The 12,706-nt window shown below is 33.5% G+C and carries 17 protein-coding genes; 13 read left to right on the plus strand and 4 right to left on the minus strand.

All coding sequences use genetic code 11. The features are described 5' to 3' along the window. The first annotated feature begins 1 nt into the window (after position 1). From V1468_RS13555 to V1468_RS13605, 11 genes are all read left to right on the plus strand, one after another. On the plus strand, positions 2-568 hold the full coding sequence (locus V1468_RS13555; protein ID WP_331810763.1) for an anthranilate synthase component II: 567 nt from the start codon (positions 2-4) through the stop codon (positions 566-568). Between the two features lie 127 nt (positions 569-695). After that, complete coding sequence (trpD, locus tag V1468_RS13560; protein WP_331810764.1) at positions 696-1,688, plus strand: anthranilate phosphoribosyltransferase; 993 nt, start codon at positions 696-698, stop codon at positions 1,686-1,688. Then, positions 1,685-2,470, plus strand: coding sequence for an indole-3-glycerol phosphate synthase TrpC (trpC, locus tag V1468_RS13565; protein ID WP_331810765.1), 786 nt, complete (start codon positions 1,685-1,687; stop codon positions 2,468-2,470). The genes trpD and trpC overlap by 4 nt, the downstream gene beginning before the upstream one ends. Beyond that, positions 2,467-3,117, plus strand: coding sequence for a phosphoribosylanthranilate isomerase (locus V1468_RS13570; protein ID WP_331810766.1), 651 nt, complete (start codon positions 2,467-2,469; stop codon positions 3,115-3,117). Before trpC ends, V1468_RS13570 begins: the two co-directional genes overlap by 4 nt. Before the next feature lie 116 nt (positions 3,118-3,233). Beyond that, the gene (trpB, locus tag V1468_RS13575) at positions 3,234-4,421 is read left to right on the plus strand and encodes a tryptophan synthase subunit beta (protein WP_331810767.1); all 1,188 of its coding nucleotides are present in this window, start codon (positions 3,234-3,236) and stop codon (positions 4,419-4,421) included. Between the two features lie 96 nt (positions 4,422-4,517). Then, the gene (gene trpA / locus V1468_RS13580) at positions 4,518-5,288 is read left to right on the plus strand and encodes a tryptophan synthase subunit alpha (protein ID WP_331810768.1); all 771 of its coding nucleotides are present in this window, start codon (positions 4,518-4,520) and stop codon (positions 5,286-5,288) included. A 98-nt stretch (positions 5,289-5,386) separates the two neighbouring features. Beyond that, on the plus strand, positions 5,387-5,530 hold the full coding sequence (locus V1468_RS13585; RefSeq protein ID WP_299096232.1) for a hypothetical protein: 144 nt from the start codon (positions 5,387-5,389) through the stop codon (positions 5,528-5,530). A gap of 55 nt (positions 5,531-5,585) precedes the next feature. Then, the gene (locus V1468_RS13590) at positions 5,586-5,801 is read left to right on the plus strand and encodes a hypothetical protein (protein WP_299096233.1); all 216 of its coding nucleotides are present in this window, start codon (positions 5,586-5,588) and stop codon (positions 5,799-5,801) included. A gap of 57 nt (positions 5,802-5,858) precedes the next feature. Further along, positions 5,859-6,311: a tRNA (cytidine(34)-2'-O)-methyltransferase gene (locus V1468_RS13595; protein WP_331810769.1), complete on the plus strand. Its 453-nt coding sequence runs from the start codon at positions 5,859-5,861 to the stop codon at positions 6,309-6,311. A gap of 84 nt (positions 6,312-6,395) precedes the next feature. Then, complete coding sequence (locus tag V1468_RS13600) at positions 6,396-6,815, plus strand: EF-hand domain-containing protein (RefSeq protein WP_331810770.1); 420 nt, start codon at positions 6,396-6,398, stop codon at positions 6,813-6,815. Positions 6,816-6,915: 100 nt separating this feature from the next. Continuing rightward, positions 6,916-7,806, plus strand: coding sequence for a YitT family protein (locus tag V1468_RS13605; protein ID WP_331810771.1), 891 nt, complete (start codon positions 6,916-6,918; stop codon positions 7,804-7,806). Here V1468_RS13605 and V1468_RS13610 read toward each other — a convergent pair. The 4 genes from V1468_RS13610 to V1468_RS13625 all read right to left on the minus strand — a co-directional run bounded on the left by V1468_RS13610 (position 7,801) and on the right by V1468_RS13625 (position 11,042). Then, on the minus strand, positions 7,801-8,490 hold the full coding sequence (locus V1468_RS13610) for a uracil-DNA glycosylase family protein (protein ID WP_331810772.1): 690 nt from the start codon (positions 8,488-8,490) through the stop codon (positions 7,801-7,803). The genes V1468_RS13605 and V1468_RS13610 overlap by 6 nt on opposite strands. After that, a complete protein-coding gene (gene yaaA / locus V1468_RS13615; protein WP_331810773.1) occupies positions 8,490-9,248 on the minus strand; it encodes a peroxide stress protein YaaA in 759 nt (252 codons plus the stop codon). Before yaaA ends, V1468_RS13610 begins: the two co-directional genes overlap by 1 nt. 198 nt (positions 9,249-9,446) lie before the next feature. Beyond that, complete coding sequence (locus V1468_RS13620; RefSeq protein WP_331810774.1) at positions 9,447-10,481, minus strand: RluA family pseudouridine synthase; 1,035 nt, start codon at positions 10,479-10,481, stop codon at positions 9,447-9,449. 9 nt (positions 10,482-10,490) lie between these two features. After that, positions 10,491-11,042: a PASTA domain-containing protein gene (locus V1468_RS13625; RefSeq protein WP_331810775.1), complete on the minus strand. Its 552-nt coding sequence runs from the start codon at positions 11,040-11,042 to the stop codon at positions 10,491-10,493. Positions 11,043-11,194: 152 nt separating this feature from the next. Between V1468_RS13625 and V1468_RS13630 the strand changes: the two genes are divergently transcribed. Then, on the plus strand, positions 11,195-12,172 hold the full coding sequence (locus V1468_RS13630; protein ID WP_331810776.1) for a D-alanine--D-alanine ligase: 978 nt from the start codon (positions 11,195-11,197) through the stop codon (positions 12,170-12,172). A 35-nt stretch (positions 12,173-12,207) separates the two neighbouring features. After that, positions 12,208-12,666 (plus strand): pantetheine-phosphate adenylyltransferase, encoded by a 459-nt coding sequence (coaD, locus tag V1468_RS13635; RefSeq protein WP_331810777.1) that lies wholly within the window; start codon positions 12,208-12,210, stop codon positions 12,664-12,666. Positions 12,667-12,706 lie beyond the last annotated feature (40 nt).

Here is a 12,706-nt window from a genome sequence, read left to right on the forward strand (position 1 = left end):
TATGAAAAAGGTTTTAGTAATCGACAATTACGATAGTTTCACTTACAATTTAGTTCATTATTTAGAAGACTTAAATTGTGAAGTCACTGTAAAACGAAATGATAAATTAGCACTTGATGAAGTTGATGCTTTTGATAAAATAGTGCTTTCTCCAGGTCCTGGAATACCAGACGAAGCCGGACTTTTAAAGGAGATTATTGCTAAGTACGCACCAACAAAAAGTATACTTGGTGTTTGTTTAGGACAACAAGCTATAGGTGAAGTGTTTGGTGGTACATTAGAAAATCTAGATACAGTTTATCATGGTGTTGCAACACATGTAACGCTTTCTGTTGATGATGAGTCATTATTTAAAGGTATAGATAAAACCTTTGAAGTTGGCAGATACCACTCTTGGGTAGTGAGTAACAATTTACCAGAAGTATTAGAAGCAACTTCTTTTGATACTAATGGGCAAATTATGTCATTAAGGCACAAAGTCTATGATGTAAAGGGTGTACAATATCATCCAGAATCTGTATTAACTCCAGATGGGAAAAAGATTTTAGAAAATTGGGTAAATAGTTAATGCCCATCCTAAACCCTTCCCAAAGGGAAGGACTTAAAAACACAAACAGATAGAAAAATTGACTAACAGAATATTTAATTAAACAAACTAAATTCTCTTTCCTTCGGAAAGGGCTAGGGATAGACCTATGAAAGAAATTTTAAACAGACTGATAAATCAAGAAAGCATCTCAGCAGAAGAAGCCAAGAAAGTTTTAGTGAATATCTCAAATGGTGTTTACAATCAAAGCCAGATCGCTTCTTTTTTAACCGTCTATATGATGCGAAGTATTACCACAGAAGAACTTCGTGGTTTTAGAGATGCCTTACTAGAGCTTTGTATTCCTGTTGAGTTAGACGGTTATAATACTATTGATTTATGTGGTACAGGTGGTGATGGCAAAAATACGTTTAATATATCGACATTATCCTCATTTGTCACCGCTGGTGCTGGAGTACATGTAACAAAGCATGGTAATTATGGTGTCTCATCTGCATCAGGCTCTTCTAACGTTATGGAGCATTTAGGTATAAAATTTTCTAATGACATCGATTTTCTAAAACGCAGTTTAGATGAAGCAGGAATTTGTGTTTTGCATGCACCTCTTTTTCATCCTGCCATGAAAAATGTGGCACCAATACGTAAGGAGCTTGGTGTAAAAACCTTTTTTAATATGCTGGGTCCAATGGTAAATCCTGCATTTCCAAAAAATCAAATGGTTGGAGTTTTTAATTTAGAATTACTCAGACTCTATGGTTATTTATACCAAGAAACTGATAAAAACTATGCTATTGTCCATGCTTTAGATGGTTATGATGAAATTTCATTAACGGGAAAAACAAAAACAATAACCAATACTTCTGAAACTTTATTTGAAGCTCAAGACATTGGCTTAGACCAAATAGACGCTTCAGAAATTTACGGTGGAACTACTGTAAAGGAAGCAGCAAAAATTTTTAAAAAGATTATTAACGGAAAGGGAACCGAAGCACAAAATAACGTGGTATGCGCCAATGCTGGATTGGCCATAGCAACGGTAAAACAGATTTCGCACAAAGAAGGTATTGAAATGGCTGAAGAATCATTAAAAAGTGGTCTTGCAAAATCTAGCCTAAAAAAATTAATTGAACTTAGCAAATGAACATCCTAGATAAAATAGTAACTGACAAACGCAAAGAAATTGCACTTCGAAAAAGCCTGATTCCTTTAAAACAATTGGAAAATTCAGTGATTTTTGAAAAATCAACAATTTCACTTTCTGAGCGTTTAAAAAATAGTAGTTCAGGAATTATTGCAGAACATAAAAGACGTTCACCATCAAAATCTACAATCAACCAAAACCTGAATGTGCAAGATGTTGCTAAGGGTTATGAAGATGCTGGTGTTTGTGGCATGTCTGTGCTTACAGATGGTAAATATTTTGGTGGTTCTTTAGACGATTTATTATTAGCGAGAGCCAGTTGCAATTTGCCACTATTACGTAAAGAATTTATAATAGACACTTATCAAATTCTTGAAGCAAAAGCTTATGGAGCTGATGTCATTTTAATGATTGCTGCAATCCTGACCAAGGAAGAAATAAAGCATTTTTCAGAATTCGCAAAAAGCTTAGATCTAGATGTTTTGCTTGAGGTTCATAATTTAGAGGAGCTTCAAAAGTCCATTATGCCAACCATTGACATGCTTGGTGTTAATAATAGAAATTTAAAAACTTTTGAAGTAAGCCTAGAAACATCAAAAATATTGAGCAACCACATTCCTGATGATTTTGTAAAAGTTTCAGAAAGTGGCATCAGTTCTATTGAAGCCATAAAAGAATTACAACCTTATGGATATAAAGGCTTTTTAATTGGTGAGAATTTTATGAAAACTGATAATCCAGGTCTTAGTGCAACAGAATTCATTAATACTCTAAACTCATGAAACTTAAAATCTGTGGAATGAAATATAACATAGCCGAAGTTGCAGCACTGCAACCAGACTATCTTGGCCTTATATTTTACGACAAATCACCGCGAAATTTTGAAGGTATCATTCCAGAGTTACCAAAGTCAATCAAAAAAGTTGGTGTTTTCGTTGATGAAGCAATTGACAAAATTCTGCAAAAAATTGAAAAGTATGAACTTGATGCAGTTCAACTTCATGGTAATGAATCTCCTGATTATTGTAAAGAACTAAGAAAGTACTGTTATGCTGAACTTGATTCAGCATCTCAAAATGAAATCATCAAAGTATTCAGCATCAAAGACGAATTCGACTTTAGTCAACTGCAACCTTATGAAGATGTAGTAGATTATTTTCTATTCGACACCAAAGGAAAGTTACCAGGCGGAAACGGTTACACCTTCAATTGGGATGTATTAAAAGACTATCCATCAACAAAACCTTACTTTTTAAGTGGTGGTATTGGGTTAGAAGAAATAGACAATGTTATATCATTCCTTCAGAGAGAGGAATCTAAATATTGCTATGCTGTAGATATCAACAGCAAATTTGAAATAAAACCAGGATTAAAGGCTATTGAAAAACTAGAAGAATTTAAAAAGTACGTCAGCTCGAGTGATTTTTGAAGAATGAAAAAATTGTATCGAGAAGTATCTGGTTCAAACAGAAAATTCTATCAGATTTAATTCGATCTGACAAAACAAAATAAGATCCTGAAACAAGTTCAGGATGACATAAGACTATGAAAAACACATACAACATCAACGACAAAGGTTACTACGGCGAATTTGGTGGTGCCTTTATACCAGAAATGCTCTACCCAAATGTAGAAGAACTACGTCAAAACTATCTGAAAGTGATGGCAGAATCGTCTTTTCAAGAAGAGTTCAATCAATTGCTAAAAGATTATGTTGGTCGTCCTTCTCCACTCTATTTTGCCAAACGCCTTTCTGAAAAGAACAATACCAAAGTATATTTAAAACGTGAAGATCTCAATCACACTGGTGCACATAAGGTTAACAACACCATTGGTCAAATATTAATGGCAAAACGCTTGGGCAAAAACAGAATTATTGCCGAAACTGGTGCAGGACAACATGGTGTTGCAACAGCAACAGTTTGTGCACTTATGGGAATGGAATGCATTGTTTACATGGGAGAAATTGACATAGCCAGACAAGCTCCAAACGTTGCTCGTATGAAAATGCTAGGTGCAGAAGTAAGACCTGCATTATCAGGAAGTAGAACATTAAAAGATGCTACAAACGAAGCTATTAGAGATTGGATTGGTAATCCCGTTAATACACATTACATTATTGGCTCAGCTATTGGACCTCATCCTTATCCTGATATGGTGACGCGATTTCAATCTGTAATTTCTGAAGAAATAAAATGGCAACTCAAAGAAAAAGAAGGTAAAGAAAATCCAGATTATGTTGTGGCTTGTATTGGTGGTGGCAGTAATGCAGCCGGAACGTATTATCACTTTTTAGACGATGAAAATGTTGGTATTATTGCTGTTGAAGCTGCTGGTAAAGGCATACATTCTGGTGAAAGCGCAGCGACGTCTGCATTAGGTAAAGAAGGTATAATTCATGGTTGTAAAACCTTGTTAATGCAAACTGATGATGGCCAAATTACAGAACCCTACTCAATTTCTGCAGGTCTAGATTATCCTGGTGTTGGTCCATTACATTCGCATTTGTACAAATCTGGTCGTGGAGAATTTTACTCTGCAACAGATGACGAAGCTATGCAAGCTGGATTAGAATTAACCAAATTGGAGGGTATTATTCCTGCAATAGAAAGTTCTCATGCTTTGGCTGTTTTTAAGCATAAAACATTTCAACCAGATGATATTGTTGTCATCAGCTTATCTGGTCGTGGAGATAAAGATTTACAGAATTATATTGATTATTTCAAGCTTTAAAAGACTCTAGATGTGAGAAAACAGACATAAGACTAAAAAGCACGCTTTCAATAAATGTCTAATATCTAAATTCTCATATCTCATTTCTATAATATTATGAACAGAATAAACCAAAAACTAAACAACGACAAAAAGCTATTGTCCATATACTTTACAGCAGGCTACCCAAATATTGATGACACCGTTTCTATTATTCAAAATTTAGAACAAAGTGGTGTTGATATGATTGAAATCGGTCTACCGTTTAGCGATCCACTTGCTGATGGACCAACCATTCAAGCTAGTTCAACAGCTGCACTAAAAAATGGTATGACTACCGAAAAACTATTCGATCAGCTTAAGGATATTCGCAAATCGGTTTCAATTCCATTAATCATTATGGGCTATTTTAATCCTGTGTTGCAATATGGTGTGGAAGCTTTTTGTAAAAAATGCCAAGAGATTGGTATTGATGGACTAATACTTCCGGATTTACCTGCAGATGTCTATGACGAGGAATACAAAGCTATTTTTGAAAAATATGGTCTTATTAATGTGTTTTTAATCACGCCTCAAACTTCAGAAGAACGTATTAGATATATTGACTCTATTTCAAATGGATTTATTTACATGGTAAGTTCTGCTAGTACAACAGGTGCACAATCTGGTTTTGGAGAAGCGCAAACGAATTATTTTGATCGTGTTGCAAAAATGAACTTAACTAATCCTCAAATTGTTGGGTTTGGTATTTCAAACAACGACACATTTACCCAAGCTACAACTCATACCAAAGGCGCTATTATTGGTAGCGCTTTTATTAAATATATTTCTGAAAACGGAATAAACGAATTAAACAACTTTGTTAACCCAATACTTGGTAAGAATTAATAGTTTTTAACAATTAAAACTTAGATTTTAAGATGCTTTTGGGACCTAAAAATGTCATAATTCCTTATATTAAAACGAACAAAAAAAACAAATGAATTATGGGAATTATAGCAGATAAAAGAAAGTTTAAACCAACAAAAGAACAAAACAATCCAACAAATCCTACCGGTAATATTAATCAAGCTACAAATGAATTTGATATTGATGAAAGTACCATTAAGGATCAACAGAAGAAAAAATAAGGATTAAACCATAAAATGAAAGAGCCTGTTCATATCTTTGAACAGGCTTTTTATTATGAAAACACTAATAAACGACTGGAAACTTGTTATTCTTCTATGTCTAACGCTTGGCTTAGCGCCATTCTTCCCAGAACCACATATTGTTGGAAAGGTAAGATGGCTTGCAGGAGGTGCTGTTGGCATGTCTCCGATGGATTACTTTGATGTATTGCTTCATGGATTTCCGTTCATATTATTATTGAGGTTGATAATCGTTAAACTTAAAAAGTGAAATTCTGAAACAACACTTCGACTGCGCTCAGTGTGACAGTTCAGAATGACAATTATTATGGCATTAAACATTGTCCTTATAGAACCCGAAATACCAAACAACACAGGTAATATTGGTCGATTAGCTTTGGCTACAGGATCTCGATTACACTTGGTAAAACCTTTTGGTTTTGAAATTGATGACAAACGTTTAAAACGTGCTGGCCTTGATTACTGGCAGCATCTTGAAGTTATATATTACGAAAGCAAAGAAGAATTCTTCAAAAAAAACGCTGATAAAAAGATGGCTTTTTTGAGCAGTCATGGCACCAAATCGCATTGGGATATTATTTTTGAAGATGATATGTTTCTTGTTTTTGGTAAAGAATCTGTTGGTCTTCCAAAATCTTTAATTGAAGAACGCAGAGAAGACTTGTTTCAAATACCTATGTATAGTGACAATATTAGAAGTCTTAATCTATCAAATGCTGTGAGTATTATAGTTTATGAAGGGTTACGGCAACTTCGTTAAAAATATCACAAAACGAGTAATACAATTAAACGCTTTTTAAATATAGAAGTCATAGTAGTGTAAAACAATTAAAACATTAAACTTATGATTTCAAAAACATTAAAATTAAGCGTATTGGTCATCGCAATTTGCTCTATATCATTTATAGATGCACAAGAAAGACAGCGCAAACACAGACCAAGTCCTGAAGAGTTGTTTCAAAAATTAGATACTAATGACGATGGTGCACTATCGTTAGATGAATTTAAAGATAAACGTCAGCGAAAAGAAATTAAAGAAGAAACTCTTAACGAACACTTTAAAGAATTAGACACCGATTCTAATGGCTCATTGTCGCAAGAAGAATTTAATGCCAGAAAAGAAGTAATGAAGCAAAAACGTATCGAAGATCGTTTTTCAGAAATGGACAAAGATGGTAACGGCACTGTAGATTTAGACGAGTACAAAGCCTTTGTGGAAGACCACAAAAAAGAAAGACCAAAGCGTAAGCATGGCAAACACTAATTGAATCTTTAAAAATCCTCTAACATTAGAGGCTTTTTTTGTTTTCTTAACCAATTAATTATTTTGATTTTGTACCTTTTAGTTTCAAAAAAGGAAACTTTTGAAACACATAAAGTCGATAAAAATTATCTCAGAATATGTTCAAATTATTTTTGGTATCATATTAGCAAGTATTGGTTTAAAAGCCTTTTTATTACCCAATGGTTTTTTAGATGGTGGTGTTACAGGTATTGCTCTTTTAGTAAGTTCTGTTCTAGATATTAATGTTTCTATACTATTGATACTTTTCAGCATCCCTTTTTTAATCTTAGGTTTTTATACAGTTTCAAAACGAATTGTGATAAAATCTATAATTAGTATTCTAGGCTTAGCGCTGTTTATTCAATTTGAAAATTTTAGTACAATTACAGAGGACAAGCTACTGATATCTATTTTTGGAGGTTTGTTTCTTGGTGCTGGTATCGGAATTGCTATCAGAAATGGCTCTGTCTTGGATGGTTCTGAAATTTTGGGCATTTATATAAATGATAAATTTGGTATTAGTATTGGACAAATTATTTTAATATTTAATATAGTTTTATTTAGTATTACCGCTTTTGTACTTTCAGTAGAAGTAGCACTTTACTCCATATTAACCTACATCGTAACTGCAAAAGTAACAGATCTAATTATAGAAGGTTTTGAAGATTTTATTGGTGTTACTATTGTATCAAAAAAATATGAAGCTATTGAAATTGCCATAATGGAAGAATTGGGTGCTGGCATGACACTTTATAAGGGTACACGAGGTTTAGGCAGTTCTGGAAAAACTGAAGATTTTGACATTATACATACCATTGTTAATCGTATTGATATTAAAAAAATGTATCGTGTTGTCGATAAAATAGATCCAAAAGCTTTTATTGTTGAGTTTGATGTTAACACTGTAAAAGGTGGTGTTCTACGTCATTATCTCGACAAGAAAAAGAACAAAGTATTACCTAAGTTATAAAAACTCAGAATATTGCATCACTCTAAAATCAAAGGTATTAAACTCAGGATTTCTGGTTTTTAATTGTCGGTAAAGTGGTAATCTACTAATGGATATGTTTGCTGCTCCTGAAGCAGAAGTTAGAGAGACGGTTTTTACTATTCTTTCTGATTTGGCAGATTGCTTCGTTTCACTCGCAATGACAGGTAGTTGAAATTGATGAATTCGTGGCACTTCGTTGGTAACTAATTCTAGTTTTAGCTTATAGTCTCTTAAATGCTTTCTAAAAAAATATTCTGGTCCATTTTTACTGTTTCCTCCTGTAAATAAAATGGTTTTAATATTTGGATACTGTTTTAAATAACCAACAATATCTCTCAATTTCACATTGCTCATTCCAAGGTCTGAAGCATCAACTTTTTCACGTTCACATGATGCTACAATATCACAAACACCTATTTTGTTTTTAATCAAAAACTGTTTACGCTGTACTATGGCTTCTTCAGAGTTGTCGTATCTAAAATTAAGGTTATGAATCTTCTGTATAAACAGCCACAACGAATTATAATAACTCCCATAACAAAAATCCACATCTTGTTCTAATAAATCTCCTGTAGAAAATCTTGGAGGTGGTAAAGTGCCAACAATTAATTTTTCAGTATCATGTTTTATAAATGGAGAATATGGATGCTTATGAAGAAACATTATCTGGTAAACACCAACTCTTTTTCAGAAGATAATTCTTCACTAAAACCGTAGTTTTCATAATTAAAGCCTTTTACGTCGTCCAGCGTTTTTGCGTTTGTATCTATAATGTACCTTGTCATTAAACCACGCGCTAATTTTGCAAAAATGGCAATGGTTTTATACTTGCCATCTTTAAACTCTTTAAAGTTAACATCAATCACAGGTACTTTTAATGCTTTTCTATCTACAGCTTTTGAGTACTCGTTACTAGCAAGATTTAAAAACAGTTCGTCTTCTCCTAATTCGTGATTAAGTGCTTTTGTAACTTTCTTTTGCCAAAATTCATAAAGATTCTTATTCTTACCAACAGGCATTTTTGTTCCCATTTCTAATCGGTAAGGTTGAATTAAATCCAACGGTTTTAGAATACCATAAAGACCAGAAATTATACGAACCGTATCCTGTACCTTATCTAACTTTTTAGTGTCAATAGTATAAGCATCTAAACCTCTGTACACATCTCCATTAAAGGCATAAATGGCTTGTCTTGCATTATCTTTTGTAAATGGCAATTCCCATTCTTGGTTACGCTCGTAATTCAGCTGACCTAAATTATCAGAAATATGCATTAACTTAGATAAGCTCTTTGCAGACTTCTTTTTTAGTAATTTATTCAGACGTTCTGCCTCAGCTAAAAAACAACCTTCAGAAGTTTTTGTGGTTGGCAATTTGCTTTCGTAATCTAAAGATTTTGCTGGTGATAGTATTAGTTTCATAAAAAAGCCCCTTTTAATTTCCCCAAAGGGGAAAAATTGAACACTCAAAAATACAACCTTAAAGAGATAGTTAAAAATGGAACTAAAAACTTCTTTTGATAGTGATATTAATAATGTCTATCATTATTATTGAGATTCTGAAACAACACTTCGACTGCGCTCAGTGTGACAGTTCAGAATGACAAAAAAACTAGATTCTTACTGACTTTGGTGCTTGGCGTAGCCTCTCCATTTCTCTATACATTGCTGCATATCTTCTGGTATTTCGGTTGAAAAACTCAACCACTCACCAGTTGTTGGATGCTCAAACCCTAATGTTTTAGCATGGAGTGCTTGTCTTGGCAATACCTTAAATGCGTTTTCTACAAACTGCTTATACTTGGTAAAGCTTGTTCCCTTTAAGATTTTTTCTCCACCATAACGCTCGTCATTAAAAAGCGTATGACCAATATGCTTCATATGTACACGGATTTGATGTGTACGACCTGTTTCGAGCTTGCAACTCACTAAGGTAACATAGCCTAAGCGTTCTAAAACTTTGTAATGCGTTACTGCTGGTTTTCCTTTATAAGCTTCATCACCTTCATAAACAGTATTTTGAAGTCGATTTTTAGGATGGCGACCTATGTTACCTTCAACAGTTCCTCCTTCTTCTTCAATATTTCCCCAAACTATAGCCACATACTCGCGTTCACTGGTTTTTTCAGCAAACTGGTTAGACAAATGCGCCATAGCTTGTTCGGTTTTAGCAACTACTAAAAGTCCGCTGGTATCCTTATCTATACGATGTACCAAACCAGGACGATTACTAGAGTTATTCGGTAAGTTTTCAAAATGATAGATTAATCCATTGATTAAAGTCCCAGAATAGTTACCATGACCTGGATGTACCACCATACCAGCTGGTTTGTTTACTACAAGTAAATCATCATCTTCGTAAACAATATCTATTGGAATATCTTCTGCAACCAACAAATACTCATGTGGCGGATGCTCAAATTTCACAGTAATATGATCATTTGGTTTTACCTTGTAATTAGATTTTACAGGTGTTCCGTTTACAAAAATACTGCCGTCTTTTGCCGCTTGTTGAATTTTGTTTCGTGTGGCATTTTCAACAAAATTCATTAAGTATTTATCGATACGAAGTGGTTGCTGTCCTTTTTCTACCTTAAAAGCATAATGCTCATAAAGCTCGTCTTCTGCTTCAGACATGTCTACAATATCTGCCATGTAATGTTATTAACGGTTGCCGTTTCCTAAAACTACATCTATGGTAGATGTTAGAGGCAACATTGTTCCTGGTTTTAGGGTTTTGCCTTTATGTTTTAGACCTAATACTACATCTTTTCCGATGTTATCAATGTAGGTAATCTCACCAATCTTAAACTCTAATGCTTCTAACTGAGGTTTAGCTTGTCTAAAGGTGCGTTTTAAGATATTTGGCACCTCAACTTTTCGGTAACCTGAAGGATTTGTAATCAAATATATCTTCCGGTTTTCTTTTACCTGAGCACCTGCTAATGGATTTTGCTCAATAACGGAATACTTTGGGTAATTTGGATTATAGTTAGCCGAATCTTGAAGGTGAAGCTCTAGGTCTAAGTCGTCCAATTCTATCTTAGCAGTTTCTAAAGATTTACCCTTTAAGTCTGGCACAGTTACAAATTCGCCATGATTTGTTGTAACATTTAACCATTTTAAGATTAAAAAACTAAGAACAACGATGGCGACTATAGCCAATGCTAACTGCTTAAAAAACACTTTACTGGTTAAAAACTTAACTAAACTCATAAGCGAATGATTGGTTGACAAATCTAAATAAATAATCTAACGTTATAAAATTAATATACGTATGCTTTGTTTCATTTAGATTATTGAAAATAAATGATACTTTTACATTACGACTTGTTCAACATATATTACCTAGTTTATAGGCTCTGAAAATGAAGAAAAATATTGCTATAATTATGGGAGGCTACTCTAGCGAATATAAGATTTCGCTAAAAAGTGGCTCCGTTGTTTTTGAAACATTAGATCGCAATCTATATACACCTTATGCTATCCATATTTTTAAGGAGAAATGGGTTTATGTAAATGAAAATAATGATGAATTTCCTGTAGATAAAAATGATTTTTCAATTACACTTAATTCTGAAAAAATAACATTTGACTGTGTATTTAATGCTATTCATGGTTCACCAGGTGAAGACGGTTTTATGCAAGCCTATTTTAAACTCTTAAATATCCCTCAAACTAGCTGTAGCATGTATCAAGCAGCATTAACGTTTAATAAACGTGACCTGCTAGCGACCTTAAAACCTTTCGGTATTAAAACTGCTGAGAGTTACTATGTAAACCTTGGAGATGTTATTAATGAAGAGGACATTGTTAAAAAAGTTGGTCTGCCTTGTTTTGTAAAAGCTAATAAAGCAGGTAGTAGTTTTGGAATTTCTAAAGTGTATAAAAAAGAAGATTTAAAAACGGCTATCGAAACCTCTTTTAAAGAAGATGACGAAATAATTATAGAACAGTTTTTAGACGGCACTGAAGTTTCGGTTGGTGTGATTTCTTATAAAGGAAATACTACTGTATTACCAATTACAGAGATCGTATCTGAAAATGACTTCTTTGATTACCAAGCAAAATACGAAGGCAAATCTCAAGAGATTACTCCAGCAAGAATATCTGAGGATTATAAAACCAAAGTTGAAACTATCGCCAAGAAAATTTACGAGGTTCTAGGTATGACAGGTTTTTCTCGCAGTGAATTTATTTTTAAAAATGATGAACCTCATCTTCTCGAAGTAAATACTGTACCTGGATTAACCAAAGAAAGTATTTTACCTCAGCAAGCTGCAAAAGCTGGTATTAGTTTAAAAGATTTGTTTAGTAATGCCATTGAAGAAGCAATGAAGAATTAATAGTTATCTTTGAGGTCATAAAGAAGTTTACACAAATGAGACGCGCACTATTCCCTGGATCCTTTGATCCTATTACTAATGGACATTACGATATTATAAAACGTGGAGTAAAACTCTTTGATGAAGTTATTGTTGCCATTGGTGTAAATTCTGAAAAAAAATATATGTTCTCTCTAGAAGAACGTAAACATTTTATTGAAGAAGCCTTTAAGAATGAGCCTAAAGTAAAGGTGGTTACCTATGAAGGGTTGACTATAGATTTTTGCAAAGAAATTGATGCTGAATTTATATTAAGAGGTTTACGTAATCCTGCTGATTTTGAGTTTGAAAAAGCGATTGCGCATACTAATAGAAAACTTTCAAAAATTGAAACTGTATTTCTACTTACAGCCTCGAGAACATCTTATATCTCATCTTCTATTGTGCGTGATGTAATAAGAAATAATGGAGATTACACTGTTTTAGTACCTGAAAGCGTGAGAGTAAAATCTTAAAAATTTAAACTTATCTTGTCATGAAATACTGAAACAAGTT

Origin of the sequence: Winogradskyella poriferorum (assembly GCF_036553625.1) — a bacterium.
Lineage (GTDB): Bacteria > Bacteroidota > Bacteroidia > Flavobacteriales > Flavobacteriaceae > Winogradskyella > Winogradskyella poriferorum.

What these genes read in the sequence shown, in the direction of transcription:
- V1468_RS13555 (WP_331810763.1), top strand. Translation starts at nt 2, where the DNA reads ATGAAAAAGGTTTTAGTAATCGACAATTACGATAGTTTCACTTACAAT.
- trpD (WP_331810764.1), top strand. Translation starts at nt 696, where the DNA reads ATGAAAGAAATTTTAAACAGACTGATAAATCAAGAAAGCATCTCAGCA.
- trpC (WP_331810765.1), top strand. Translation starts at nt 1,685, where the DNA reads ATGAACATCCTAGATAAAATAGTAACTGACAAACGCAAAGAAATTGCA.
- V1468_RS13570 (WP_331810766.1), top strand. Translation starts at nt 2,467, where the DNA reads ATGAAACTTAAAATCTGTGGAATGAAATATAACATAGCCGAAGTTGCA.
- trpB (WP_331810767.1), top strand. Translation starts at nt 3,234, where the DNA reads ATGAAAAACACATACAACATCAACGACAAAGGTTACTACGGCGAATTT.
- trpA (WP_331810768.1), top strand. Translation starts at nt 4,518, where the DNA reads ATGAACAGAATAAACCAAAAACTAAACAACGACAAAAAGCTATTGTCC.
- V1468_RS13585 (WP_299096232.1), top strand. Translation starts at nt 5,387, where the DNA reads ATGGGAATTATAGCAGATAAAAGAAAGTTTAAACCAACAAAAGAACAA.
- V1468_RS13590 (WP_299096233.1), top strand. Translation starts at nt 5,586, where the DNA reads ATGAAAACACTAATAAACGACTGGAAACTTGTTATTCTTCTATGTCTA.
- V1468_RS13595 (WP_331810769.1), top strand. Translation starts at nt 5,859, where the DNA reads ATGGCATTAAACATTGTCCTTATAGAACCCGAAATACCAAACAACACA.
- V1468_RS13600 (WP_331810770.1), top strand. Translation starts at nt 6,396, where the DNA reads ATGATTTCAAAAACATTAAAATTAAGCGTATTGGTCATCGCAATTTGC.
- V1468_RS13610 (WP_331810772.1), bottom strand. Translation starts at nt 8,490, where the DNA reads ATGTTTCTTCATAAGCATCCATATTCTCCATTTATAAAACATGATACT.
- yaaA (WP_331810773.1), bottom strand. Translation starts at nt 9,248, where the DNA reads ATGAAACTAATACTATCACCAGCAAAATCTTTAGATTACGAAAGCAAA.
- V1468_RS13620 (WP_331810774.1), bottom strand. Translation starts at nt 10,481, where the DNA reads ATGGCAGATATTGTAGACATGTCTGAAGCAGAAGACGAGCTTTATGAG.
- V1468_RS13625 (WP_331810775.1), bottom strand. Translation starts at nt 11,042, where the DNA reads ATGAGTTTAGTTAAGTTTTTAACCAGTAAAGTGTTTTTTAAGCAGTTA.
- V1468_RS13630 (WP_331810776.1), top strand. Translation starts at nt 11,195, where the DNA reads ATGAAGAAAAATATTGCTATAATTATGGGAGGCTACTCTAGCGAATAT.
- coaD (WP_331810777.1), top strand. Translation starts at nt 12,208, where the DNA reads ATGAGACGCGCACTATTCCCTGGATCCTTTGATCCTATTACTAATGGA.